The following is a 25,786-nucleotide window of genomic DNA, read 5'->3' on the forward strand; positions in this document are numbered from 1 at the left end:
CGCACGGGATGAAAAGCTGGATACAACAAGGCCGCCCATGACGGCGGCCCGGAAAGCGGATGTGAACACTCCTGGCGCGCCGGCTTAGCTGCGCCACCGCCAATTTTGGGTCTGGAGTGAAATAATCTGCTTCATCATGGTTCAAGCATGCCGGTTAACGCCCGCAGGCGTCAAGCCCGGCGTGCGCGCTCAAGCATTCTCGGCCGCCAGCTCGCCCTCGGCGCGCGGCGCGCCGCGCAGCCGGAAACCCAGCCACAACAGGCCAAGCCACAACGGCAACACGTACACCGACACCGCGATGCCGGGCGTGAACAACATCACGCCGAGTATCGCCGCCATGAAGGCCAGGCACAGCCAATTGGCGAACGGATGCCACAGCGCCGGAAACAGCGAGCGGCGGCCGGCGCGGGCGCGGCGGAACTTCAGGTGGGTCAGGCTGATCAGCACCCAGTTGATCACCAGCGCCGTCACCACCAGCGACATCAATAGCGCCAGCGCGCTGCTGGGCAGCAGATAGTTGACGATCACGCCCACGAAGGTGGCCAGCGCCGAAGCCAGGGTGGCGTTCACCGGCACGCCGCGCTTGTCCACCTTGCCCAGGCCGCGCGGCGCGTTGCCCTGCTCCGCCATGCTGAACAGCATGCGGCTGGTGGCGTAAACGCCGCCGTTGTACACCGACAGCGCCGCCGTCAGCACCACGAAGTTAAGCGCGTGCGCGGCGAAGCCAACGCCGATCTGGTCGAAGATCATCACGAAGGGGCTGCCGCCGGCGGCCACCTTGCTCCACGGGTACAGCGACAACAGCACCGCCAGCGAACCGATGTAGAAGATCAGCACGCGGTAGATCACCTGGTTAACCGCCCGAGGGATGGTTTTCTGCGGATCGCGGGTCTCCGCGGCGGCCATGCCGATCAGCTCCAGGCCGCCAAAGGAGAACATGATCACCGCCATCGACATGAACAGTCCGCCGAAGCCGTGCGGAAAGAAACCGCCGTCGTTCCACAGATTGCCGACCGAGGCCTGCGGACCGCCGGTGCCGGACAGCAGCAGGTAGCCGCCGAATACGATCATCGAGATCACCGCGCCCACCTTGATCAGCGCGAACCAGAACTCGGTCTCGCCATAGTATTTGACGCTGGCGAGGTTAACCCCGGTGATCGCCGCGAAGCAGACCAGCGCGGTCAGCCAGGTCGGCACCTCCGGCCACCAGTAGCGGACGTATTCGCCGGCGGCGGTCAGTTCCGCCATGCCGGCCAGCACATACAGCGCCCAATAGTTCCAGCCGGCCAGGAAAGCCGGGAACCTGCCCCAGTAGCGGCCGGCGAAATGGCTGAGCGAGCCGGCCACCGGCTCTTCGGTCAGCATTTCGCCAAGCTGGCGCATGATCAGGAAGATGACGAAGCCGGCGACCGCGTAGCCGAGAATCATCGAGGGCCCGGCTGACTTCAGCACGCTGGCCGAGCCGAGGAACAGGCCGGTGCCGATGGCGCCGCCCAATGCGATCAACTGAATATGCCGGTTTTTCAGCTCGCGCTTCAAACCGCCGTAAGTCGAGGGAACGCTCACCTTGGCGCCTCCATATGTGGGTGAATTGGAACGGCGCTGGAAACAGGGAGCTTATCGGGGAACCACCCAAAATCGGACAAAATGTCCAATACAAACCAACCGCACAACTCGTTGAAATACGTACCAATCAGTACAAGTCAAAGAAAGACTAAAACAAATCAGGGCAATTCGTCAAAGACGCAGGCTCGGTTCGCATCGAGCCGCCATCTCTCAAGATCAATTATCGGACAAAAAGTCCAATGCTTGATAGCCATGCCACCAATGACAAGGCCGCCCCAAGAGGCGGCCTGGCATCGCGAAGCCGGCCCGACAGGCCGGCGCCGCGGTTTACGGCAGCTGGCGCGCCAGTTCGGCGTCCGGCTGCTTCGCGCGCTTCATTCGGAAGCCCGCCCACAACAAGCCCAGCCACACCGGCAGCACGTAAACCGACACCGCCATGCCCGGCGTGAACAGCAGGATGCCCAGGATCATCACCATGAAGGCCAGGCAGATCCAGTTGGACAGCGGGAACCAGAACGACGGGAACACCAGCTTCTGGCCGCTCTTGGCGCGGCGGAACTTCAGGTGGGTCAGGCTGATCATCGCCCAGTTGGTGACCAGCGCGGCCACCACCAGCGACATCAGCAGGCCCAGCGCCTCGCCCGGCAGCAGGTAGTTCAGGATCACGCAGGCGAAAGTGGCGACCGCGGAGAACAGCGTCGCGTAAACCGGCACGCCGCGCGTGTCCAGCTTGCCCAGCGCGCGCGGCGCGTTGCCCTGCCTGGCCAGGCCGAACAGCATGCGGCTGGTGGCGTAGACACAGCTGTTGTACACCGACAGCGCGGCGGTCAGCACCACGAAGTTCAGCGCGTGCGCGGTGAATCCGGCGCCGATCTGCTCGAAGATCATCACGAAGGGGCTGCCGCCGGCGGCCACCTTGCTCCACGGGTACAGCGACAACAGCACCGCCAGCGAACCGATGTAGAAGATCAGGATGCGGTAGATCACCTGGTTCACCGCCTTGGGGATGGTCTTCTGCGGGTCGGACGCCTCGGCCGCGGTCATGCCGATCAGCTCCAAGCCGCCGAAGGAGAACATGATCACCGCCATCATCATGAACAGGCCTTTGACACCGTGCGGGAAGAAGCCGCCGTCGTTCCACAGATTGCTGACCGAAGCCTGCGGGCCGCCGGTGCCGGACAGCAGCAGGTAGCCGCCGAAGACGATCATGCCGATCACCGCCGCCACTTTGATCAACGCGAACCAGAACTCGGTCTCGCCGTAGGATTTGACGTTGGCGAGGTTGATGCCGTTGATGCAGACGAAGCACACCAGCGCGGTCAGCCAGGCCGGAACGTGCGGCCACCAGTACTGGACGTAGGCGCCGACCGCGGTCAGCTCGGCCATGCTCACCAGCACGTACAGCACCCAGTAGTTCCAGCCGGACAAGAAGCCGGGGAAGCTGCCCCAGTAGCGGTAGGCGAAGTGGCTGAACGAGCCGGCCACCGGCTCCTCGGCCACCATCTCGCCCAATTGGCGCATGATCATGAAGGCGATGAAGCCGGCGATGGCGTAGCCGAGGATCATCGAGGGGCCGGCCGACTTCAACACGCTGGCCGAGCCGAGGAACAGGCCGGTGCCGACGGCGCCGCCCAGCGCGATCAGCTGGATATGGCGGTTTTTCAGCTGTCGCTGCAAACCGGTGTGGGCTTCGCTCACTATGAATTCTCCTTGAGGTGCGGGCGCCAAACGCGCGCCCGGACGGGTGCGCGATCATCTAAACATCAGCACGACATTGCCGTCAAACCATTGGATACAATATAAATGCCCAAAATATGCACAATGATTGAATATTAAAAATAAAATTCCCCGTTTTCTGCAACTTCAAACCATAAATTGCTCAATCAGACCTATCTAGCTGCGAATTTTCCGCATCCGCCGCCCCATGTCCGGCACGAACGTTCCGTTACCTGCAGTGACAAATGCCACACACAGCTCTTGCAACTGTTTGTCGATAATCCCAGTCGAAGGCATTGAGTGACCCGTGCGTCACATCAGGGAGAGAACAATGAAACAATCCGTATTGATCGCCAGCGTGCTCGGCGGCGGCATCGCGCTCGGCGCGGTGGGCGTGGCCGGCATCCAGGCCATGAAGTCGTCGAAACCGGAAGCCGCCATCGTCGCCAGCGCCCCGCTGGCCCAGGCCTCGGCTCCGGCCATCCAGGCGCTCTCGCCCAGCGCGGCCTCGTCCACCCTCGCGCAGGCGGCGCCGCAGGCCTCCACCCCGGTGGCGGCCGCCGCGCCCAAGCCGGTCCACGCGACACACGCCAAGATCCTGGGCGTGACGCCTATCCGCGAGGCCGGCACCGAGCCCAAGCAGGTCTGCCACCAGGAGCAAGTGGTGCACCAGGCGCCGGTGCAGGATGAAAACCGCATTGCCGGCTCTGTGCTCGGCGGCGTGGTCGGCGGCCTGCTGGGCAACCAGGTAGGCGGCGGCAACGGCAAGAAGGCGGCCACCGTAATCGGCGCGCTGGCCGGCGGCTACGCCGGCAACCGGGTACAGGAAGGCATGCAGCAACGCGACCAAGTGACCGGCACCCGCACCATCTGCAACACTGAAGAAACAAAGACGGAGAAAATCGTCGGCTACAACGTGCGCTACTCGCTGGACGGCAAGACCGGCACCGTGCGCATGGACGAAAAGCCGAAGGGCAAGACGCTGCCTGCCAAAGACGGCAAGCTGCTGATCTGATCCCGGCGGATTGGCCTCAGCAAGAGACAAGGCCCGGCATCGCCGGGCCTTTTTCCATTCAAGGCCTCAGGCCGCGGCCCGCCTCGCCTCGCCGGCGCGCTGCCGTTCCGCCACCTTCTCCGCCGCCTCCGGCGGGCCGAACAGCAACACCAGCCGGTCGCGCCAGCCATCGGCGCGCCAGGCCTCGGCCAGCATGTCGCGCCACTCCACCAGGCTGACCCACAGCGGATTGAAGCTGTTGACCAGCTTCACCGTGCCATAGTCGCACGGGTCGCTGGCCAACTCCTCGGCATAGGTGCCGAACATCCGGTCCCAGACCACCAGCACGCCGGCGTAGTTGTGGTCGATGTAGCGCGGGTTCTTGGCATGGTGGCCGCGATGTATCGAGGGCGTGTTGAACACGTACTCCAACCAGCCCAGCTTGGGCGAAGCCTGGGTGTGGACGAAGAACTGGAAGGCCAGGTTGAGCAACACCACTCCCACCACCTGCTCGGGCGGGAAACCGACCCAGGCCAGCGGCAGCCAGAACGCCCACATGCCGGCCAGCGGATACATCAGGCTCTGACGGAAGGCGGTGGTGAAGTTCATCCGCGTCGAGCTGTGGTGGACGCTGTGCGCCGCCCACAGCCAACGCACGCGGTGGCTGACGCGGTGGAACCAGTAATAGAGGAAATCCTGGCCGAGAAACAACAGCAAGAAACTGAGCCCGCTATCGGAAAAATCTAACAGCCGATGGTGCTGGTAGATCCAGCCGTACAGCGGCAGCACCAATACCCAGGCCAGCTTGTCCGCTCCCTGGTGCAGCAGGCCCAGCGCCGCGCTGCACAGCGAATCGCGCCAATTGTAGAGGCCAAGCCGGCCCTGGCGCCGGAACAGCCACAACTCCCAGGCGACGAACAGCAGGAATACCGGCGCCAGCGCCAGCAGGATCAATTCAATCGGAAATTTCATCGCAGCCCGCCATAGAGCAAACACTTGATTGGAGTGTAAGCTCTATGCACGATGGGCTGTCAACCGCGGCAACCCGGCCGACACGCTTTCCCCGCCCGCTGTGGCGGGAAAACCATATGAAAAGCGGCCATCGCCCAACCGGGGAGATGGCCGCCAAACCGCAAGACAGCCGCATGCCGCGGCCAGCGCATTGTTCAGTCGCGCCGGGCCATCAGCGCGGCCAGCGAGGCGTCGCGCTCGCTCCACACCCGCGCCACGCTGGGGCGCTCGCCCAGACGGCGCAGGTAGTCGCTACAGCCTTCCAGCCGCTGCGTCATGTCCTCGCCGAGAAAAGTCTGGCTCAGGCGCGCCACCACCGGCAGGATGCCGGCGGCGCTGAGATCGGCGAAGCTGAAGTCCTCGCCGGCCAGCCATGGGCGGCATTGCGCCAGCTTGGCCACCGCGCCGATGCCGCGCGCCAGCGCCTGGCGGATCTCCTCGCACTTCTCCGGCTCCGGCCGGGTGCCTTTCAGCATGTGGCGGATCAGCGGGCTGGCCGGCAGCATCACGTACAGCTCCAGCATCGCGGTCAGCTCGCGCGCCAGCGCCCGGCCGTTGGGCGTCGGCGGCAGCAGCGAGGCGGTGGGGTAGGCGTCCTCCAGCCACTCCAGGATCACCGTGGACTCGGCCAGCGGGTGGCCGTTGATCTCGACGAAGGGAATCTTGCCCATCGGGCTCTTTTCCAGCAGCTCGTCCTCTTGCGAAGGCGTCGTCACCACTTCCTGGAAATTGACCCCCTTCTCCAGCAAGGCGATCTTCACCTTGTTGTAGTAGGGAGACAGCGGAATACCGTGCAGTTTGATCATGCCGACTCCAATAGCGATGGGTTCGTAAGCGCCGATGCGGGGCCAGGCATCGGCGCGCGGCCTACATCATCCAGCCTATTCCCTTATTTAGCCAGCGCCAGGCTCTTTTGCTGCAGCAATTGGCGGATCTGCGGCAGCATCTGCTGCGCCGCCTTCTCGCCCTCCAGGATGGCCTGGTTGCGGGCCTCGAACTCGGCCGAGCCGATATTCAGCACATTCGGGTGGATCACCACGTCGGCCTGCTTCAATTCCTGCGCCAGCGCCGAGCCGTTCATGATGCTCAGGCTCTGGTCCAGCATCGACAGGAAACCGGTGGCGCGGCCGGCCTTGGGGCGGCCGGTGATGTCGACGGCGATGACGAACTGCGCGCCCATTTCGCGCGCGGCGCTGACCGGAACCGGGCTGACCAGGCCGCCGTCGACATAGCTCTTGCCGCCTATCTTCACCGGCAGGAACACGTTGGGGATGCTGGCCGAGGCGCGCACCGCCTGGCCGGTGTTGCCAGTGCGGAACACTACCCGGCGGCCGGAATCCAGCTCGGTGGCCACCGCGGCGAACGGCTTGCCCAGTTTTTCCAGCGGGCGGTTGCCCACCTGGGCATTGATCCAGTTCTGCAGCTTCTCGCCCTTGATCACTCCCTTGGTGGACAGCGTCCAGTCGGTGAGGTCGGCCTGGTCGAGCGCGATCGCGCGCTGCTGCAGCTGCATGCCGGTCAGGCCGGACGCGTACAGGCTGCCCACCACGCTGCCGGCGCTGGTGCCGACGATGATGTCCGGCGTGATGCCGGCGCCTTCCAGCACCTTGATCACGCCGATGTGGGCGAAGCCCTTCACCGCGCCGCCGCCCAGCGCCAGCGCGATCCTGGGTTTCTGCAGCGGCTTGGCGACCTGGCCGCTGTCCGGCGGCGCGGCGCTCATGCAGGCGGATAATAGGGACGCGATCCCGGCCAGCAGCGCGGGACGTAGAATGCTCTTGCTAATCATGATTGCATCGGTCTTTCAGACATCGGCGGCCGCCAGGACCGCCCCAACGGGCGCGGGGTCCAGCATCACGTAATTCAGATGCTTCGCGCCCTCCAATTCGAAATCGGTTTCGCCATGAACAGCCATGCCGATGCGGCGGTAGAAGGCGATCGCGCGTTCGTTGCCGTGCCACACCCTCAGCCACAAACGCGGCTGGCCGGGCTGCGCTGCAGCCCATTGACGCGCCGCCGCCATCAGCCGCCGCCCCAGGCCTTGTCCGGTATGGTTCTCCATCAGGTAAACCCGCTCCACCTCCGACGACGGGTCGTCGCAGCCGGCGCAGGCCTCATCCGATTTCAGCTGCGCATAAGCCAGCAGATGGCCGTTCTTCTCCATCACCAGCAGCTGGCGCGCCGGATCGGCGATCAAGGCCGCCATCTTTTCCGGCGTGAATTCCGTCAGCACATAGTCGGCCAACGCCTGGCGGATGCCGTCGATGGCATAGGTGCTCAGCCACACCTGGATGGACAGCGCGGCGAGAGAAGCCGCGTCGCCCGGACGCGCGGGACGGATTTCCAACTCCATGGCTAACTTTCTTTAAGTTGCGCGGCGGCGGTCCGCCGTCAGGGCTTGGGTGCCTTCTTGACGAATTCGATCACCTGGCGGCCGTCGTCGATCATCTTGGCCAGCTTCTTTTCGGTGCCCTTCCACGCGTGGCCGTACACCACCTCGTAGCTGGCCGGCAGCTTGCCGTCGCGGCGGTGCCGCTCGTACGCGGCCTCCACCTTGCGCCAAGCCTGCTTGCCCATCAGGCCGCGGCCGCGGCCGGCGGTGGCATTGTGCGCGCCTATCGCTTTCAGGTCGCGCATCACCGCGCGGGCGTCGTCGTAGGTCAGCGCGATTTTTTCCATGTCCATCACCGGCTCGGCGAAACCGGCGCGCATCAGCGCGTCGCCGATGTCGTGCATGTCGATGAACTGGTTGACGTGGGTGGCGCCGTCCACGCCGGCGAAGGCGTCGCGCAGTTCGAACAGCGTGTCCGGCCCCAACGTGGAAAACATCAGCATGCCGTCCGGCTTCAGCACCCGGCGCATCTCGGCGAACATCCGGTCCGGCTCGTTGATCCATTGAATGGTCAGATTGGACCAGATCATGTCGACGCTGGCGTCGGCCAAGGGCAGTTTTTCGATGTCGGCGTTGATCTGCCACGGCTGGCTGGGCTTGAACAGCTTCTTCAGCAAGCCGTCGCCGGATCGGCCGCGCTCTCGCGAGGCCTGCAGCATCGCGTGCGCCAGGTCCAGCTCGATCACCCGCGCCTGCGGATAACGCCGCCGCAACTCGGCCGAGCCGTAGCCGGTGCCGGCGCCGGCGTCGAGGATCACCGCCGGCTGATGCTTGATGTAATCCAGCCGTTCCGCCATGCGGTCGGACACTTCGCGCTGCAGCACCGCGGCGGAATCGTAGCTGGCCGCGGCCTTTTCGAACGAGGCGCGCACGCGCGCCTTGTCGGTGTAAAACGCTTCACTCATGCCTGGGTTTCCAGATGCTCGGCAAGCGCGCGCACGAAATCCTGCTCATGGGACAGGAAGGGCGCGTGCGACGCCTGCGGGAATTCGTAAAGGACGGCGTCGGGCAGCGACTCGGCCAGCCAGCGGCCGGCGCCGATCGGGGTGATCGCGTCGCGCGCGCCGTAGAACAGCGCGGTCGGGCACTGGATGCGGCCGGCCAGCGCGCGCGCGTCGGCCTCCAGCAGCAGCTGCAGCGCCGGCAGCAGGCCTTGCGGCCGGCCATGGGAGAACAATTCGCCGCGCAGCGCCTTCAACGTGTCGCGCGCCGCCGGCGCGCCCATCATCTGCAAGGCGAGGAAGCGCTCCAGCGTCTGCTCGAACGCGCCGTCCAGGCTCTGGGCGACGGCTTCTATCGATTTGCGCTCTTGCGCGTGCGGCCAGGTTTCGTCGCGGACGAAACGCGGGCTGGTGGCCACCAGCGCCAGGCTTTTCACCTGGGCCGGATGGCGGGCGGCCCAGTGCTGGGCGATCAGGCCGCCGAGCGACCAGCCCACCACCTGCGCCGGCAACGGGAATTGGGCCGCGAGCAGATCGGCCACCGCGTCGGCGTCGAAGCGTTGCAGCGCCGGCGACGCGCCGTGGCCCGGCAGATCCACCAGGTGGACGCAGAAACGCGTCGCCAGTTGTTCGGCCACCCGGGCGAACACGCCGCCGTGCAGCCCCCAGCCGTGCAGCATGACCACGTCCGGTCCCTGGCCCTGCGTTTCGACAAACAGATTCATGAACAGTCAAATTGGGCGAAAACGCTATTTTCGCAAGAGTACGATGCGAAGGAAACCTCCGAAGCCGGCATCTTCGTCGTGAAAAGGTTGCAGTTTGGTAACCGAAACGATGTCGCCCAGCCGGCGGTTGATGTCGGTGGCGATGGCGCGCGCCAGCAGATTGCCGGCGCGCCGCCACAGCGGCGCCCGCCCGCCGTCGGCCAGAAACTTGTCGAACACCGCCACCCGGCCGCCCGGCTTCAGCACCCGCTCCACCTCCAGCAGGCAGGCCCGCGGATTGGGAACCACCGCCAGCGTCAGATGCAGCGCCACCGCGTCGAAGCTCGCGTCGGGAAAGTCCAGCTTCTGTCCGTCCATCACCCTGGCGTCCACCTCCATGCCCAGCTTGGCCGCGCGCTCGCGCAGCCGCGCCAGCATCGCCGGCGCGATGTCTATCGCAGTGATATGGCGGCAGCGCACCAGGAAATCCAGGTCCAGGCCGGTGCCTGCGCCGACCAGCAGCAAGCGCTCGTCCGGCTGCGGGTTGAGCAGGCCGATCGAGCGGCGGCGGTGGCGGGCGAAGCCCTGCGCCACCTTGTCGTACACCGGCGCGTACAGATCGTAACGCCAGCGGTTGAAGCGGTTCGCGCACTCACGCCACACGGTCCGGCTCCCTGCCGAGGCGCGCCAGCTTGTCCCAGTCCAGCGCCCAGGCCGGCGCCGGCTTCGCGAAATAGAAGCCCTGCAGCATGCCGCAGCCCATTTCCTTCAGCATCGCCTGCTGGCTGGCGGTCTCCACCCCCTCGGCCACCACGTCCAGGTCCAGCGCGCGCGCCAGCGCCAGGATGGCGCGGACGATGGCCACCGACTCCTGCTTGCGATCCAGGTCGAACACGAAGGACTGGTCTATCTTCAGCACGTCGAAACGATAGCGGTGCAGATAGGACAGCGCCGAATAGCCGGTGCCGAAATCGTCCAGCGCCAGCCTGACGCCCAGACCGTGCAGCGCCTGCATCGCGGTGGCGGCGGCCTCGGGCTGGTCGATCAGCGCGCTCTCGGTGATTTCCAGATGCAGCATCGCCGGCGGCAGCTGGTAATGGGCGATGCGCTCGCCTATCCAGCCGACCAGGTCCGGGTCGCGGAAATTGGCCGACGACAGGTTGATGTGCAGCGCGCAGTCCTCGTCCACCCGCCCCTCGGCCCGCCAGGCCCGCAGCTGGGCGCAGGCGGCGTTGATCATGTAGCGGTCCAGCCGGGTGATCAGTCCGCTCTCCTCGGCCACCGGCAGGAACACGCCCGGCGACACCAGCCCGCGCTGCGGATGCTGCCAGCGCACCAGCGTCTCGAAGCCTGCCAGCTCGCCGGTGGCGGCGGAAATGAAAGGCTGGTAGTAGGGCAGCAGCTGGCCCTCCTCCTCCAGCGCGCGCCGAAGCTCGGTCTCCAGCGCCAGCTGGTCGGCCTGGTCTATCCGCAGCTGGTGGCTGAACAAGGTGTAGCCCTGGCGGCCCTGCTGCTTGGTGCAGTACATCGCGTGGTCGGCGTCGCGCAGCAGGTCGTCGGCCTGGCGGTAGTGCGCGCGGTCGGCCAGCACCACGCCGACGCTGGCGGTGGAGAACACCTCGCGACCTGCCAGGATCACCGGCCGCTCGAACTCGCTGACGATGCGGCGGGCGATGATCTCGCACTCGTCCACCGCGTCCATGCCGAACATCAGCACCGCGAACTCGTCGCCGCCTAGCCGCGCGAGGAAATCGTAATGGCGCAGGCAGGCGCGGATGCGCGCCCCCGCCTCGAACAGCAGGTGGTCGCCGGCCAGATGGCCCAGCGTGTCGTTGACCAGCTTGAAGCGGTCCAGGTCGATGAACACCACGGCGAAGCGGTCGCCGCCGTCGAGGTAGGCGTCCCAGGCGCGGCGCAGCGCCTTGGAGAAATAATTGCGGTTGGGCAGCTTGGTCAGCGGATCGTGCAGGCTGTCGAACTCCAGCTGGGCGTTGACCGCGTCCAGCTCGCTGGTGCGCTCGCGCACCCGCTGCTCCAGGTCGGCGTAGGCCTGCTGCAGGCTCTCCAGCGCGCGCACCCGAGCCAGCGCGGCGCCGATATGGTTGGCCACGAACTCCAGCACCTCCTGGTCCCGGTAGCCGTACACCACCTCGCCGTCGTAGCTCTGCACCGCCAGCACGCCCAGCAGCTCGTGGTCGCAATACAGCGGCACGCCCAGCCAGCTCTTGGGCGGCATCTCCCCTTCCTCCGCCGCGACGCCCGGCAAGCTGCCGTACGGATCCAGCAGCAGCGGCCGCCCGCTGTGCAGCACCTGCTCGATCAGGCCCTTGCCGGGCTTGCGCGCCCGCAGCGACGACGCGTATTCGTCGGCGCAATAAGGGAAGCTGATCAGGTCGCTGCCCATGTCGTACAACGCCACCACGCAGTTGCGCGCCGCCACCATCTCCAGCAACAGCCGGTGCAGGCCGCTGAGAAACGCCTCCAGCGACAGGCTGGTATTGGACAATTCGGCGATGCGGAACAGCACCTCCTGAAATTTCTCCGCGCGCTTGCGGCCAGCCACCTCGGCGCGCAGGCGCGCGTTGGCGCCCTCCAGCTCGCTGGTGCGCAGCGCCACCTGCCGCTCCAGCCGGCCATGGTACAGCACGCGGTCCAGCACGAACCCGACATGGCGGGCGGCGAACATGAACCACTGCTGTTCGGCCGATGTCGGCATCGGCTGGTCATCGTACACCTGCAGCACCACCGCGCCGATCAGCTCGTCGGCCGCGTTGGCCAGCGGCGCGCCCATCCAGAAAGCCGGCAGCTGCGCCGGAGGCGCCAGCGCCTCCTGCCGGCACAATTCCTCGATGCGCTCCCCGGTCAGCACCACCGGCGCGCCCCCGCGCATCAGCCAGGCGGTCAAGGACGCATGGGGGCCGGCCAACGGAAAGATCCGCTCCGGATCCGGCGGCGACGGATCGCGCCGGTCGACGTAGAACGGGAAGTGGAACGCGGAGCAGTCCTCGTCGTACAGCGCGATGCCGAAATTGTCGGCGTCCAGCAGACGCTGCATCAACCGGTGCAGCCGCGGCAACATGCGCTCCAGCGCCGGACACTCGCCGGCCAGCAGACTGATTTCCAGCATCGTCTCATTGGCGGCGCGCGCGGCCGCCTGCTCGGCCCGCAACGCGTCGCACTGCAGATGGCCGGCCAGCAGCGCCGCCACGGTCTCCAGCTGCGCCGGCGGCGCGCCCCGCCACACCAGCCATCCCAAGGATTGGCCCCCCGCCCGCAGCGCTTGCGCGCCCGCGCCTGCCGGCAGCGACTCTCCCGCGGACAAGGTCTCGCCGTCGGGCAGGCCGTCGGCATCGCCGAACGCCGCCAGCCGCCGCCACGCCGCCCCGTTCCGTCCCCATGCGGCCGCCGCGCTCAAACCGCCCAGGCCTTGCAATAACGACAAAGCGCGGGCCGCGGCCCGTTCCGGATCGTCCAGATATTCTGCCGTGCTCTTCATGTCGTTATCGTAGTACGGGACGCCGAGAAAGTCCGCAGCCAGACAAAAGCCCGGGGCAAATGCCCCGGGCTTGAACGTTTTCATGTGGCGCGGACGCCTTCCGCCACGCCAGGCTTCAGTTTGCCGCCTGGCTCAGCATCAGATCCAGTAATGCGTCCAATTGGGAAAGCTCATGTCGGGCCGACAGCGAGATCCGCAGCCGGGAGCCGTTTTCCGGCACCGTCGGCGGCCGCACCGCCGGCACCCAGTAGCCCTGCCGCCGCAGCGCGTCGGCCAGCCGAACCGCGTTCTCATCCGAGCCGACGACGAAGGGCTGGATCGGCGTGGCGGATTGGCCGGCGTAAGGGGTGCCGTCCAGCCGCTGCCGGCAGCGGGCGATCAACTGCCCCAGCCGCTCGCGGCGCTCGCCGGCCTCGGCGATCAGCCGCAGGCTGACGCCCACCGCGGCCGCCAGCGCCGGAGGCTGGGCGGTGGTGAAGATATAAGTGCGGGCCTTGTTCACCAGCCAGTCGATCAACGGCCTGCCGCCGGCGACGAAGGCGCCGGCCAGACCGGCGGCCTTGCCCAGCGTCGCCATATAGATCAGCCGCTCGCTGGAAAGATCGTGCGCGGCGACCGAACCTCGGCCGTCGCCCAGCACGCCGAAACCGTGGGCGTCGTCGACATACAGCCAGGCGTCGTAACGCTCGGCCAGCGCCAGCAAGGCCGGCAGCGGCGCCTGGTCGCCGTCCATGCTGTACACGGCGTCCACCGCGATCAGCTTGGTCGGCGCGTCGCTGGCGGCCAGCAGTTGTTCCAGATGATCAAGGTCGTTGTGGCGGAACCGCTGGAAATCGGCCCTCGACAACAGACAGCCGTCATTCAGCGAGGCGTGGTTGAGCTTGTCGGCGAACACCGCGTCGCCGCGCCCCGCCAGGCTGGTCAGCACCGCCAGATTGGCCGCGTAGCCGGAGCCGAACAACAGCGCCGCCTCGCGGCCGACGAAGCCGGCCAGCTCTTCTTCCGCCTGCTGGTGGGCCCGCGTGTGGCCGGTCAGCAGATGGGAGGCGCCGCTGCCGGCGCCCCAGCGGTCGGCGCCTTGCTGCAGCGCACGCACCAGGGAGGGATGATCGGCCAGGCCGAGATAATCGTTGCTGGCGAAAGACAGGTATTCCTCGCCATCGATGACAATATCGACGCCTTGCGGCGACTCGAGCGTCGCCCGGTAACGGCGACGATGGCTGGCGTCCAATTCCAGCAGGGCTGCGGACAGGTCTTGGAGGCGCATGGCGATTGCACTCTTTTACGTTGTTGACCAAACCGCGGCAGCTGCCCGCCCCGGTGCGACACACTATATATATGTTTCCATTTAAGGCTACAGTACAGAATTGCTAATGTTTTTTACAGTGCCTGCAAATCCAGCTTGGACATCAATGCCTGGTCGGCCACCACGTCCGGATTGCCGGTGGTCAGCAATTTGTCGCCGTAGAAAATGGAATTGGCGCCGGCCAGGAAACACAGCGCCTGGGTGGCTTCATCCATTTCGCGGCGGCCGGCCGACAACCTGACGTAACTGGCCGGCATCGTGATCCGCGCCACCGCGATGGTGCGCACGAACTCGGTCCAGTCCAGCCGCTCGGCGTTCTGCAGCGGCGTGCCCACCACCTGCACCAGATTATTGACCGGCACCGACTCCGGCTGCGGGTCCAGATTGGCCAGCTGGGCGATCAGCCCGGCGCGGTCCGCGCGGGTCTCATTCATGCCGACGATGCCGCCGCAGCACACCGACAGCCCCGCCTTGCGCACCTTGCCCAAGGTGTCCAGCCTGTCCTCGTACTCCCGGGTCTGGATGATGTCGGCGTACTTGTCCGGCGCGGTGTCCAGATTGTGGTTGTAATAATCCAGGCCGGCGTCCTTCAACTGCTCGGCCTGGCCGTCGCGCAGCAGGCCGAAAGTGGCGCAGGTCTCCAGGCCCAGCGCCTTCACTTCGCGCACCATCTCCAGCGTTTTCTGCAGATCGGCGTCCTTGGGGCCGCGCCAGGCCGCGCCCATGCAGAAGCGCCCCGCGCCGTTGGCCTTGGCCTGGCGCGCCGCGTCCACCACCTCGTCCACCGTCATCATCGGCTGGTCGGCCACCGGCGTGTCGTGGTGCACCGACTGCGGGCAATAGCCGCAATCCTCCGGACAGCCGCCGGTCTTGATCGACACCAGCGTCGACAACTGGATCTTGGTCGGGTCGAAGAACTGGCGATGGATTTCGGCGGCGCGGAACACCAGCTCCATGAAAGGCAGGCCCAACAGCGCCTCTACATCGTCTACGCTCCAATTAGTGTTTTCCGGATGCGGGGTGGCCGGGCGCTTGAGTACCATCGTGGCAGAATGCATCGTATGCTCCAATAGCTGTTTGTCATTCTCACTGCGAGCCGTGCGGCTCGTCACCCTGCCCCGATGGGCAGGCGACAAAATCTTGGAGGGTGGTCGACATGCTGTCAAATATTAGAAAGTTAATAATTGACAACTGCTCAATAATTAATCAGAAATGCGTGCTATGCGGGCAGCCGCACGCCCGAGAGGGTCTGTGCGAAGGCTGCCGGGCGATGCTGCCGCGGATGCCGGCGGAGCGCTGCCCGCGTTGCGCGGAACCGACAGTCGGCGGCGCGCTGTGCGGACACTGCCAGCGCCAGCCGCCGGCGTTCGACGCGCTGCATGTTCCCTATCTGTTCGCTTACCCTCTGAACGGCCTGATCCATGCCTACAAGTACGGCCGGCGGCTGCAGCTGGCTGGCGCGCTTTCTGGTTTGCTCACCGAATTTGCCCGCTGTCAAGACCATAAATACGATTTAGTCATTCCTGTTCCGCTGGCAGGCCCGCGACTGGCCGAAAGGGGCTTCAATCAGAGTTCCGAGCTTGCCAAAGCGTTCGCTGATACAATAAACAGCCGTTTTTCGGACAGTCTGTGTTGGCGAAAATGCAACACTTTGCCGCAAGCCTCGCTCGGCCGCGCCGAAAGACTGCGAAACGTTCGCCATGCATTCGACGTAAAACGCCGGTGCGACGGGCTTTCCATCGCGATCGTCGACGACGTCGCGACCAGCGGCGCAACCCTCTCCGCCTTGTCTAAAATGATCAAAAAACAAGGCGCGAAACGGGTCGACGCATGGGTGCTTGCCCGAGCATTTTCCCTAAAAACTTGACCAAGATTTTGATTCTTTGGAACAATCCAGCCTGCCAACGATGTTCACTGTTGTTCTATTTCAGCCGGAAATTCCGCCCAACACGGGCAATGTGATTCGTTTATGTGCCAACACCGGCTGTGAACTGCATCTGGTCAAACCCATGGGCTTCCCGCTTGAGGATGCCAAGTTGCGGCGCGCAGGGCTCGATTACCACGAGTATGCCCGCGTCGTCGTCCATGAAGATTGGGACGCTTGTTTGCGTGCGCTTCAGGGACGGCGGATCTTCGCCGCGACGACCAAGGGCGCTACGCGCCATGACCGGATTTCCTACCAACCCGGGGACGTTTTTCTGTTCGGTCCCGAATCCCGCGGCTTGCCGCAAGACGTGCTGGCTGCCCTGCCGGCGCAGCAAAGGATTCGACTGCCGATGCGTCCCGAGTCGAGAAGCCTCAACCTCTCCAATGCCGTCGCTGTGACGGTGTTCGAGGCTTGGCGCCAGCTCGGTTTCGAAGGGGGGGTATAGCGGTTCGCAAAGTTGGCCCAACAGCATAGGGAGGTTTATGCAACCTGTTCTCCGATGGCTGTGGCTTCTATTTGTCAGTCTAGTGCTTGTGGCCTGTTCCACTGTGAAGACGGCCAGTGCCACAAACCAGTCGGCTTCGCCGACTAACAAGAAGTCCGTTGCCAAAAACGGAGCTTATTTCCAGAACGACGGTCCGGCCGATCATATCCCGGTCAACCTGAGCCTGGTTCCCGACGCCGTTCCGCAGGACGAGCCGCTTATCAAGTCGGCCAACCTGCCTTACTCGGCGCTGGGCATGAGCTTCCGTCCCGATGTGCGTGAAAAGCCGTATCACGCCGTCGGCCGTGCCTCCTGGTACGGCAAGCAGTTCCACGGCCGCAAGACGTCCTCTGGCGAACGCTACGACATGTTCGCGATGACTGCGGCCCATCCGACCCTGCCGATCCCGAGCTATGCCCGGGTGACCAATCTGACCAACGGCAAGTCGGTAGTAGTTCGCGTGAACGACCGCGGTCCGTTTCACAAGAAGCGCCTGATGGATCTGTCCTACGCCGCCGCCTACAAGCTGGGCTTCATCCAGCAGGGCAGCGCCAAGATCGCGATCGATCGCGTCTGGCCGGCCGAAGACAGCACCTACTCCGCCTCCGCGCAGCCGGTGACCCAGCCTGTGGGCCGGGAGCTCAGGGCGGGCGACAATCCGAAGTATCTGCAGCTTGGCTCGTTCAACACGCTGGCCAACGCCGAGGCGCTGCTGCAGAAGACGCTGGACGGGCTGGACGACAAGTACGACTCCAAGCTCGGCATCGTCAACCAGCAGGGCGCATACAAGGTGCGCCTGGGACCGTTCTCGACAGACGAGGCGGTGCGCAACGCAGCGGAAAACCTGCACGTGGAGACCGTCATCACCAGCTTGTGATGGTCCGTGCTTGAATCGTATGGCAACAGGGCAAAAGGCGAAGGATTCATCCTTCGCCTTTTTTCATGCCCGTCTGCCGCCCAACCCAATAAAAAGCCCCGGCCGAGAAGCCGGGGCAAAGCCTGGATAGCAACGATTCAGGCCCCGCTCAGGGAGCCAAGCGGGAGGTGCGGAGCACCTGCAAGCTTAGGCGGAGCCCGTCGCTCAAAGTTCCGCCATGCCGTCGTCCTGCGGCGGCAGCGCGTCGAACCATCCCTTGACCACCTGTTCCACCTCGTCGACGCCGGTCTTCTTCAGGCTGGAGAACATCTGCACGCTGACCGACGGATAGTCGGCCAGTTCGCGCTTCACCTCGGCCAGCACCTTGTTCTGCTCCTGGCGCGACATCTTGTCGGCCTTGGACAGCAGGATGTGCACCGGACGGCCGGCGACGCGGAAAAATTCCAGCATTCTGCGATCCAGGTCTTTCAATGGATGGCGGGCGTCCATAATCAACAGAAGGCCGATCAGGCTCTGCCGGGTCTGCAGGTAGCGGCCCAGCAGCTCCACCCAGTGGGCCCGCACCGCTTCCGGCACTTCGGCGTAGCCGTAGCCCGGCAGGTCCACCAGGAAGCACTCGTCGCCCAGCTCGAAGAAGTTGATGTGCTGGGTGCGTCCCGGCGTCTTGGACACATAGGCCAGCCGGGTGCGGTTGGCCAGCGTGTTGATGGCGCTGGACTTGCCGGCGTTGGATCGGCCGACGAAGGCGACCTCGGCGCGGGTGGCCGGCAGGTCCTTCATGTGGTTGACGGTGGTATAAAACCGGGCGTTCTGAAAAATCGACATGGTAGTAAGGTTGAAATCAATTGGTATAGAATAACAGGTTTGGAATTGCTACTTTTACAGATATTTTAGGGGCTCACCCTAAAGGAGCGACCATGAGACGTAAAATGCTGTTGGCGATGGCATCCCTCACCCTGGCCGGCAACGTGCTGGCAGCCTCCCCGGCGGCCAAGGGTGACCCGGCGAAAGGCAAGCAGATCGTGGACACCGTGTGCGCCGCCTGCCATGGCGTCGACGGCAACAGCGTCGCAGCGGCCAATCCGACCATCGCGGGCCAGAGCCAGCAATATCTGTATAGCCAGCTCAAGGCCTTCAAGACCGGCGAACGCAAAAACCCGACCATGCTGGGCATGACCGCCGGCCTGTCCGACGACGACATGCACAACCTGGCCGCCTACTTCAGCCAGCAAAAACCCAAGGACCGCGAAGCGGCCGACAAGGCGCTGCTGCCGCTGGGGGCCAAGATATACCGCGTCGGCAACCCCGCCAGCCACGTGCCCGCCTGTATGGCCTGCCACGGCCCGGCCGGCAAGGGCCTGCCCGAGCAGTTCCCGCGCGTGGGCAGCCAGCACGCCGGCTACATCGCCAAGCAGCTGGCCGACTTCAAGGCCGGCGCCGACCGCAAGAATCTGATGATGACCGATATCGCCGGCCGGATGACCGATGCCGAGATGAAGGCGGTGGCCGAGTACATTTCCGGCCTGCGCTGAGCCGTGCCCTCTCCCGCCGGAGCCCGACATGCCGCGCGGCGACAGCCGCGCGGGCGGACGCAACTTTGCCGCTCCGGCCCGTTCAAAAGGGAAGCCCCGAACGGGCTTCCTTTTTCACGCTCATAACAATGAAAACCACACACCGTCGCCAAACCCTGTCCCGCGCGCTGTACGAGCTGTTCAGCTCGATGCGCTTCGCCATCGGGCTGCTCACCGTGCTCGGCATCGCCTCCATCATAGGCACCGTGCTCAAGCAAAACGAGCCCTATCCCAACTACGCCTTCGAATTCGGCCAGTTCTGGTTCCAGGCCTTCGAGCTGCTCGGCTTGTATGACGTCTACCATTCGGCCTGGTTCCTGATCATCCTGGCCTTCCTGGTGTTGTCCACCACGCTGTGCATCGTGCGCAACGGCCCGGGCTTCATCAAGCAGATGCGCGGCTACCGCGAAAAGGCCGGCGACAACTCGCTGGCGGCGATGCCGCACAGCCAGGCGCTGGAGGCCGAGGAAGTCGATCTGCCGCGCCTGTTGGGCTATCTGCGCGGCCAGGGCTTCCGCTGGCGCGAAGCCGAGCGCGACGGCGGCGTGAAGCTGATCGCCGCCAAGAAGGGCGCCGCCGGCAAGCTCGGCTATTTCCTCGCCCACATCGCGCTGATCGTGATCTGCGTCGGCGGCCTGCTGGACGGCAACCTGCCGCTGAAGCTCGCGGAAGTGGCCGGCCGCATCGTGCCGGAAACCCGCGACCTCCCGCAAAGCCAGATTCCCGAGCAGAGCCGGCTGGGGCCGTCCAACCTGTCCTTCCGCGGCAACGTCACCATCGCCGAGGGCAAGAGCGCCGACGTCACCTTCCTCAATTCCGGCAACGGCTACCTGGTGCAGGAGCTGCCCTTCATCGTCTCGCTGAAGAAATTCCACGTCGCCTACTACAGCAACGGCATGCCCAAGCTGTTCGCCAGCGACATCGTGGTCACCGACAAGAAAAGCGGCAAGACCACCGAGGCCACGGTCCAGGTCAACCACCCGCTGATCGTCGACGGCGTCGCCATCTACCAGTCCAGCTTCGGCGACGGCGGCTCGCCGCTGCGGCTGAAGGCCTGGAACCTGGCCGCTCCCGGCGGCGCGCCGGCCGAACTGAAAGGCGTGTCGATGAACAGCCAGCCGCTGCGCGCCAACGGCAAGGACTACGCGCTGGAATTCGGCGAGCTCAGGGTGTTCAACATCGAAAACGTCGCCAAGCCGGGCGAAGGCGATCCCACCCTCACCCAGCGCATGCACGACGCGCGCGAGGTGAAGCTGCACAAGGATCTGAAAAACTACGGCCCGTCCATCACCTTCAAGCTGCGCGACACCCAGGGCCAGGCGGTGGAATACGTCCACTACATGGCGCCGATCGCGCAGGACGGTGCCAGCTACCTGATGGCCGGCATGCGCAAGACCCCGGCCGATCCCTTCCAGTACCTGCGCCTGCCGCTGGACGACGACATGCAGGTCGACCGCTTCATGCGCCTGTACGCCGCGCTGCGCAACCCGGCGCTGTACGGCGAGATCGCCGCGCGCGCCACCCGCAAGGCGCAGCAGGGCGGCGTGATCGACGACAAGCTGGCCAAGCAGTTCGGCGACAGCGTCAAGGGCGTGCTGGAGCGCTTCGCCTCGGGCGGCTTCTCCGCGCTGGAGCAGTTCCTCGACGAGCGGGTGCCGGCCGACAAGCGCCAGGCGGTGGCGCAGACCTATATCAAGATCCTGCAGGGCGCGGTGGTGGACGTGATGGCGGTGGCCGACGACAAGGCCGGCGCCAAGCCGCTGGCCGCCGACGCCGCCCATTACCGCTTCCTGCTGGACGGCCTGGTGGCCGCCAGCGCGCTGCAGGACTACGGCTCGCCGGTGTTCCTGCAACTGGAGGGCTTCGACCAGGTGCAGTCGTCCGGCCTGCAGCTGACCCGCTCGCCGGGCAAGATGCTGGTCTATCTGGGATCGGTCTTGCTGGTGCTGGGCATCGTGCTAATGTTCTATGTGCGAGAACTGCGCCTGTGGATACGCATAGATGGCCGCAAACTGCGGGTGGCGATGACCGCCAACCGCCACAACCGCGATCTGGATACCGACTTCCAGCGTCATCTCGACGCGATCAAACAGCTGACACGGGGACTATGATGGAACTGGCAACAACGAGATTCGACCGCCTGCCGCTATGGCGGCGGCTGGACCGCCGGGACTGGGCGTACGCGCTGCTGATCGCCGTCGCCGCCGGCTACGCCTTCTCCCTCTACCACCACGCGATGGACGGCTACGAGCAGGCCATCCTGGCCGGCTCGGCGCTGGGCCTGGTGGCGCTGGGCTGGTTCTGGCCAGCCTGGCGCTGGTTCTTCCCGCTGGCGGGCGCGCTGGCGCTGCTGGGCATCCAGCTGTACCAGCATGACCTGGCCCGCGGCCAGAGCGCGTTCTGGCTCAAGTACGCGCTGTCCAGCCAGTCGGCGATCATGTGGATGTGCTCGCTGTTCTTCCTGGCCACCGCCGTCTACTGGATAGGCCTGGCCCGCCGCTCGGCGCAGCTGGCGCGGATGGGCGCCGGCCTGACCTGGGCCGCATCGGTGATGGGTCTAGCCGGCCTGTTCGTGCGCTGGTACGAGAGCTATCTGATCGCGCCCGACGTCGGCCACATCCCGGTGTCCAATCTGTACGAAGTGTTCGTGCTGTTCACGCTGATCACCGCGCTGATGTATCTGTACTACCAGGCCAAGTTCGCCGCCGCGCAATCCGGCGCGCTGGTGCTGCCGGTGATCAGCGCCGCGGTCGGCTTCATCCTGTGGTACAGCTTCGACCGCCAGGCGCACGGCATCCAGCCGCTGATCCCGGCGCTGCAATCGTGGTGGATGAAAATCCACGTGCCGGCCAACTTCGTCGGCTACGGCGCCTTCTCGCTGGCCGCCATGCTGGGCATCGGCCAGTTGCTGGCGCAGAAGGGCTGGCTGAAAGACCGCCTGCCGGCGGCCGAGGTGCTGGACGAAATGATGTACCAGGCCATCTCCGTCGGTTTCCTGTTCTTCACCATCGCCACCATCCTGGGCGCGATGTGGGCGGCCGACGCCTGGGGCGGCTACTGGAGCTGGGACCCGAAGGAAACCTGGGCGCTGATCGTGTGGCTGAACTACGCCGCCTGGCTGCACATCCGGCTGGTGAAGGGCTGGCGCGGCGCGCCGCTGGCCTGGTGGGCGGTGATCGGCCTGGCCGTCACCAGCTTCGCCTTCCTCGGCGTCAACATGTTCCTGTCCGGCCTGCATTCCTACGGCGGCCTGTAAACCCCGCGGCCTCTCCAAAGCCCGGCACCTGCCGGGCTTTTCGCATTTTCCCTGTCCGGAACGCTGGCATTTGGTATCCTTGTAGCGTTTTTATCGCTTTTTTATCGCACAAGGAACGCGTTACACCATCATGGACTTTTCATGGCTGTCCGACCCCGCCGCCTGGCTGGGCCTTTTCACGCTGATCGTCCTCGAGATCGTACTCGGCATAGACAACCTGATCTTCGTGGCCATCCTGGCCGACAAACTCCCTCCGGAACAACGCGACCGCGCCCGCATCGTCGGCCTGTCGCTGGCCCTGGTCATGCGCCTGATCCTGCTGGCCAGCATCTCCTGGCTGGTCACGCTGACCACGCCGCTGTTCTCGGTCATGGGGGTCGGCTTCGCCGGCCGCGACCTGATCATGCTGGGCGGCGGCGTGTTTCTGCTGTTCAAGGCCACCACCGAGCTGCATGAGCGGCTGGAAGGCGTCGACCACGTCAAGAGCGGCGGCCAGCGCGCCTACGCCGCCTTCGCCACCGTGGTGGCGCAGATCCTGGTGCTGGACGCGGTGTTCTCGATCGACTCGGTGATCACCGCCATCGGCATGTCCGAACACCTGCCGGTGATGATGCTGGCCGTGATCATCGCCATGATCCTGATGATCGCCGCCAGCAAGCCGCTGACCGCCTTCGTCAACGCCCATCCGACCGTGGTGATGCTGTGCCTGGGCTTCCTGCTGATGATCGGCTTCAGCCTGATCGCCGACGGCTTCGGCTTCCATATTCCCAAGGGCTATCTGTATGCGGCGATCGGCTTCTCGGTCTTGATCGAGGCCTTCAACCAGGTGTCGCAGGCCAACCGCATCCGCTACCTGAACCGCTCGCAAAGCTTCCGCGAGCGCACCGCCAACGCGGTGCTGAGCCTGATGGGCAGCCGCCTGACCGCCGCCAGCGCCGACGAGGCCAAGCCCGAGGCCGGCCCGCAGCAGGTGGAGGACACCGCCTTCGGCCACAACGAGCGCGCGATGATACACAGCGTGCTGACCCTGGCCGAGCGGCCGATCCGCGTGATCGCCACCCCGCGCGCCGACATCCACCGCCTGGACCTGAGCCAGCCGGAAGCGGCCCAGCGCCAGGCGCTGCGCGACAGCCCCTACTCCCGCCTGGTGGTGATCCGCGACGGCAGCATAGACGAGCCCCTGGGCATCGTCGCCCGCAAGGATCTGCTGGCCCAGCTCTTGGACGGCCGCGCGCTCGACATCGACGCCGCGCTGCGCCAGCCGCTGGTGCTGCCGGAAACCGTCACCGTGCTGAAGGCGCTGGAAAGCTTCCGCCAGAACGCCGCCGACATGGCCTTCGTGGTCAACGAGTTCGGCAGCCTGGAAGGCATCGTCACCCAGAAAGACCTGATGGAGGCGATCGCCGGCGAATTCCCGGAAGAGCACGAGCGCCACGAGCGCCCGGCCATCGTGGTGAACGGCGACGGCAGCTACGACGTCGAAGGCAGCCTGGAGCTCGTCACGCTGGAGCAGTACCTGGCGCTGGGCGACTTCGAGGACGAAGACTTCCACACCGTGGCCGGCCTGCTGATGGACTGCCTGGAGCGCATCCCGCGCGAAGGCGACGAAGTGACCGTCGGCGAATGGAAGCTGCGCGTCACCGCGCAGAAGGGCAATCGCACCGAACGGGTGCTGATCAGCCCGCTGGCCAACGGCTTCGATGCCGCCATCTGAGCATGAGCCGGGGCCGTCCAGGCCCTGGTTTCTCTACGTGCTGCGCTGCGCCGACGGCGCGCTGTACACCGGCGTCAGCACCGACGTCGCGCGCCGCTATCGCCAGCACCTGGCCGGCAAGGGCGCGCGCTACACCCGCCTCAATCCGCCGGTCGCCGTCGAACTGGTGATCGAATATCCCGGCCGCTCCGCCGCGCTGCGGGCCGAGCACGCGTTCAAACAACTCTCCGCCGCGGCCAAACGGGATTTTCTGCGCGTCCACGGCGATGCCGATCGGGCATCCTGACACGGCCGCCACGCACTTTGTAAACAGCTGTAAAGGCAGGCGTATTTACATATATGTACATATGTCTTATCCAGACTATCTCTCCCGGTAAGGCTTAGGCTGAAGTGCAGGCAAGCCTTGCCTGCGCCTCAACGGGAGAACCGCCATGAACAAGCTCGCTCGCACTACCCTGTCCGCCACCCTGCTCGCCGCCTGCGGCTTGGCCTTCGCCGGCTCCGCGCTGGCCGACGAAACCCAGTGGCAGAAAGACCATCCGCGCCGCGAAGAAGTGAACAAGCGGCTGGCCAATCAGAACCGCCGCATCAAGCAGGAAGAAAAGAGCGGCCAGATCAGCAAGGCCGAAGCGCATAAGCTGCACAAGGAAGACAAGAACATCCGCCAGCAGGAACGCGACATGTCCAAGCTCGACCATGGCCACATCACCAAGCAGGACCAGAAAACGCTGAACCAGGAAGAAAACGGCGTCAGCCAGCAGATCAAGAGCGGCAACTAGCCGTCCCCCTCGCGCGCCGAAAGCGGACGGCGCGTCCCCTCCTTCCCGAAGCTGGCCGCAAGCACGCGATGGGCGGTATAGTAAACGCCATCGTCATCATGCGCGGCCGGTCCGCCACGGGGAAAATCCATGTCAAACCGCATGTCCCGCTTCGCCGCGCTGCTGGCCGGCATCCTGCTGGCCTCCGCCGCCGGCGCGGCCGACGCCGTCCGCGTCGGCTCCAAGATAGACACCGAGGGCGCATTGCTGGGCAATATCATCCAGCAAGTGCTGCAGGCCCACGGCGTGAAGACCGAGGGCCGGCTGTCGCTGGGCAACACCAAGGTGGTGCGCACCGCCATCGCCGCCGGCGAAATCGACATCTATCCCGAATACACCGGCAACGGCGCCTTCTTCTTCTCCGACGAAAAGAACCCGGCGTGGAAATCCGCCGCCGCCGGCTACCAGCGCGTCAAGCAGCTGGATTACGACAAGAACCGCATCGTCTGGCTGGCGCCGGCGCCGGCCAACAACACCTGGACCATCGCCGTGCGCCGCGACGTGGCCGCCGCCAATCGCCTGCAATCGCTGGCCGACCTGGGCGCCTGGCTGGGCCGCGGCGGCCGCTTCAAGCTGGCCGCCTCGGCGGAGTTCATCGAACGGCCGGACGCGCTGCCCGCCTTCCAGAACGCCTACGGCTTCAAGCTGCGCCAGGATCAGCTGCTGGCGCTGGCCGGCGGCGACACCTCGGCCACCATCAAGGCCGCGGCCGAGCAGACATCCGGCGTCAACGCGGCGATGGCCTACGGCACCGACGGCCCGGTGGCCGGGCTGGGCCTGGTCGCGCTGGCCGATCCCCAGGGCGTGCAGCCGGTGTACGCGCCGACGCCCATCATCCGCGCCGACGCGCTGGCCCGCCATCCCGAGATCGCCGCCTGGCTCAAGCCGGTGTTCCAGTCGCTGGACGAAGCGACCTTGCAGAAACTCAACGCCAGCATCGCGCTGGAAGGCCGCAACGCGCGCCAGGTGGCGGCCGGCTACCTGAAGCGCAAGGGCTTCATCAAGTGACGCCG

At 65.5% G+C, this 25,786-nt stretch carries 24 protein-coding genes; 11 read left to right on the forward strand and 13 right to left on the reverse strand.

The features are described 5' to 3' along the window. Positions 1-189: 189 nt before the first annotated feature. Both VL52_RS00285 and VL52_RS00290 read right to left on the reverse strand, forming a co-directional pair. On the reverse strand, positions 190-1,566 hold the full coding sequence (locus tag VL52_RS00285; protein ID WP_046155201.1) for an amino acid permease: 1,377 nt from the start codon (positions 1,564-1,566) through the stop codon (positions 190-192). 327 nt (positions 1,567-1,893) lie between these two features. Next, positions 1,894-3,264: an amino acid permease gene (locus tag VL52_RS00290; RefSeq protein WP_046155202.1), complete on the reverse strand. Its 1,371-nt coding sequence runs from the start codon at positions 3,262-3,264 to the stop codon at positions 1,894-1,896. A 349-nt stretch (positions 3,265-3,613) separates the two neighbouring features. On the opposite strand from VL52_RS00290, the gene VL52_RS00295 reads away from it, so the two are divergent. Next, positions 3,614-4,297, forward strand: coding sequence for a glycine zipper 2TM domain-containing protein (locus VL52_RS00295; RefSeq protein ID WP_144410124.1), 684 nt, complete (start codon positions 3,614-3,616; stop codon positions 4,295-4,297). Between the two features lie 66 nt (positions 4,298-4,363). On the opposite strand, the gene VL52_RS00300 is transcribed toward VL52_RS00295, so the two are convergent. From VL52_RS00300 to bioB, 10 genes are all read right to left on the reverse strand, one after another. Then, positions 4,364-5,248: a sterol desaturase family protein gene (locus tag VL52_RS00300; RefSeq protein ID WP_046155203.1), complete on the reverse strand. Its 885-nt coding sequence runs from the start codon at positions 5,246-5,248 to the stop codon at positions 4,364-4,366. A gap of 194 nt (positions 5,249-5,442) precedes the next feature. Beyond that, the gene (locus VL52_RS00305) at positions 5,443-6,093 is read right to left on the reverse strand and encodes a glutathione S-transferase family protein (RefSeq protein ID WP_046155204.1); all 651 of its coding nucleotides are present in this window, start codon (positions 6,091-6,093) and stop codon (positions 5,443-5,445) included. An 83-nt stretch (positions 6,094-6,176) separates the two neighbouring features. Beyond that, entirely contained in the window at positions 6,177-7,076 is a 900-nt protein-coding gene (locus tag VL52_RS00310) for a patatin-like phospholipase family protein (RefSeq protein ID WP_144410125.1), read from the reverse strand. Positions 7,077-7,091: 15 nt separating this feature from the next. Then, positions 7,092-7,640 (reverse strand): GNAT family N-acetyltransferase, encoded by a 549-nt coding sequence (locus VL52_RS00315; protein WP_046155206.1) that lies wholly within the window; start codon positions 7,638-7,640, stop codon positions 7,092-7,094. A gap of 38 nt (positions 7,641-7,678) precedes the next feature. Then, positions 7,679-8,584: a malonyl-ACP O-methyltransferase BioC gene (gene bioC / locus VL52_RS00320; protein ID WP_046155207.1), complete on the reverse strand. Its 906-nt coding sequence runs from the start codon at positions 8,582-8,584 to the stop codon at positions 7,679-7,681. Continuing rightward, entirely contained in the window at positions 8,581-9,345 is a 765-nt protein-coding gene (bioH, locus tag VL52_RS00325; RefSeq protein ID WP_046155208.1) for a pimeloyl-ACP methyl ester esterase BioH, read from the reverse strand. Before bioH ends, bioC begins: the two co-directional genes overlap by 4 nt. Positions 9,346-9,369: 24 nt before the next feature. Continuing rightward, positions 9,370-9,987 carry a class I SAM-dependent methyltransferase gene (locus VL52_RS00330; protein WP_046155209.1) on the reverse strand — a complete coding sequence of 206 codons (618 nt, stop codon included), beginning with the start codon at positions 9,985-9,987 and terminating at the stop codon, positions 9,370-9,372. Further along, complete coding sequence (locus VL52_RS00335) at positions 9,977-12,820, reverse strand: bifunctional diguanylate cyclase/phosphodiesterase (protein WP_046155210.1); 2,844 nt, start codon at positions 12,818-12,820, stop codon at positions 9,977-9,979. The genes VL52_RS00330 and VL52_RS00335 overlap by 11 nt, the downstream gene beginning before the upstream one ends. A gap of 115 nt (positions 12,821-12,935) precedes the next feature. Then, positions 12,936-14,087, reverse strand: coding sequence for an 8-amino-7-oxononanoate synthase (bioF, locus tag VL52_RS00340; RefSeq protein WP_046155211.1), 1,152 nt, complete (start codon positions 14,085-14,087; stop codon positions 12,936-12,938). Between the two features lie 113 nt (positions 14,088-14,200). Continuing rightward, entirely contained in the window at positions 14,201-15,184 is a 984-nt protein-coding gene (gene bioB, locus VL52_RS00345) for a biotin synthase BioB (protein WP_082107249.1), read from the reverse strand. 98 nt (positions 15,185-15,282) lie between these two features. Here bioB and VL52_RS23650 point away from each other — a divergent pair, with 98 nt between their 5' ends. The 3 genes from VL52_RS23650 (at position 15,283) to VL52_RS00360 (ending at position 17,414) form a co-directional block, all read left to right on the forward strand. Continuing rightward, the gene (locus tag VL52_RS23650; protein ID WP_235429163.1) at positions 15,283-15,993 is read left to right on the forward strand and encodes a ComFC family protein; all 711 of its coding nucleotides are present in this window, start codon (positions 15,283-15,285) and stop codon (positions 15,991-15,993) included. Positions 15,994-16,033: 40 nt separating this feature from the next. Beyond that, entirely contained in the window at positions 16,034-16,498 is a 465-nt protein-coding gene (gene trmL, locus VL52_RS23655) for a tRNA (uridine(34)/cytosine(34)/5-carboxymethylaminomethyluridine(34)-2'-O)-methyltransferase TrmL (RefSeq protein WP_021475552.1), read from the forward strand. A gap of 103 nt (positions 16,499-16,601) precedes the next feature. Next, positions 16,602-17,414: a septal ring lytic transglycosylase RlpA family protein gene (locus VL52_RS00360; RefSeq protein ID WP_231178476.1), complete on the forward strand. Its 813-nt coding sequence runs from the start codon at positions 16,602-16,604 to the stop codon at positions 17,412-17,414. A 204-nt stretch (positions 17,415-17,618) separates the two neighbouring features. Here VL52_RS00360 and yihA read toward each other — a convergent pair whose 3' ends face one another. Continuing rightward, positions 17,619-18,239, reverse strand: a complete 621-nt coding sequence (gene yihA / locus VL52_RS00365) for a ribosome biogenesis GTP-binding protein YihA/YsxC (protein WP_021475550.1) — start codon at positions 18,237-18,239, stop codon at positions 17,619-17,621. A 92-nt stretch (positions 18,240-18,331) separates the two neighbouring features. On the opposite strand from yihA, the gene VL52_RS00370 reads away from it, so the two are divergent. From VL52_RS00370 to osmF, 7 genes are all read left to right on the forward strand, one after another. Continuing rightward, complete coding sequence (locus tag VL52_RS00370; RefSeq protein ID WP_046155214.1) at positions 18,332-18,946, forward strand: c-type cytochrome; 615 nt, start codon at positions 18,332-18,334, stop codon at positions 18,944-18,946. Positions 18,947-19,074: 128 nt separating this feature from the next. Next, the gene (locus tag VL52_RS00375) at positions 19,075-21,096 is read left to right on the forward strand and encodes a cytochrome c biogenesis protein ResB (protein ID WP_046155215.1); all 2,022 of its coding nucleotides are present in this window, start codon (positions 19,075-19,077) and stop codon (positions 21,094-21,096) included. Then, a complete protein-coding gene (ccsB, locus tag VL52_RS00380) occupies positions 21,096-22,241 on the forward strand; it encodes a c-type cytochrome biogenesis protein CcsB (protein WP_046155308.1) in 1,146 nt (381 codons plus the stop codon). Before VL52_RS00375 ends, ccsB begins: the two co-directional genes overlap by 1 nt. A 130-nt stretch (positions 22,242-22,371) precedes the next feature. Continuing rightward, on the forward strand, positions 22,372-23,955 hold the full coding sequence (locus VL52_RS00385; protein ID WP_046155216.1) for a TerC family protein: 1,584 nt from the start codon (positions 22,372-22,374) through the stop codon (positions 23,953-23,955). Then, positions 23,942-24,241, forward strand: coding sequence for a GIY-YIG nuclease family protein (locus tag VL52_RS00390; protein ID WP_046155217.1), 300 nt, complete (start codon positions 23,942-23,944; stop codon positions 24,239-24,241). The genes VL52_RS00385 and VL52_RS00390 overlap by 14 nt, the downstream gene beginning before the upstream one ends. A gap of 145 nt (positions 24,242-24,386) precedes the next feature. Next, positions 24,387-24,734: a hypothetical protein gene (locus VL52_RS00395; RefSeq protein WP_046155218.1), complete on the forward strand. Its 348-nt coding sequence runs from the start codon at positions 24,387-24,389 to the stop codon at positions 24,732-24,734. 129 nt (positions 24,735-24,863) lie between these two features. Further along, entirely contained in the window at positions 24,864-25,781 is a 918-nt protein-coding gene (gene osmF, locus VL52_RS00400) for a glycine betaine ABC transporter substrate-binding protein OsmF (protein ID WP_046155219.1), read from the forward strand. Positions 25,782-25,786 lie beyond the last annotated feature (5 nt).

The sequence above is a fragment of the Chromobacterium vaccinii genome (assembly GCF_000971335.1).
GTDB lineage: Bacteria > Pseudomonadota > Gammaproteobacteria > Burkholderiales > Chromobacteriaceae > Chromobacterium > Chromobacterium vaccinii.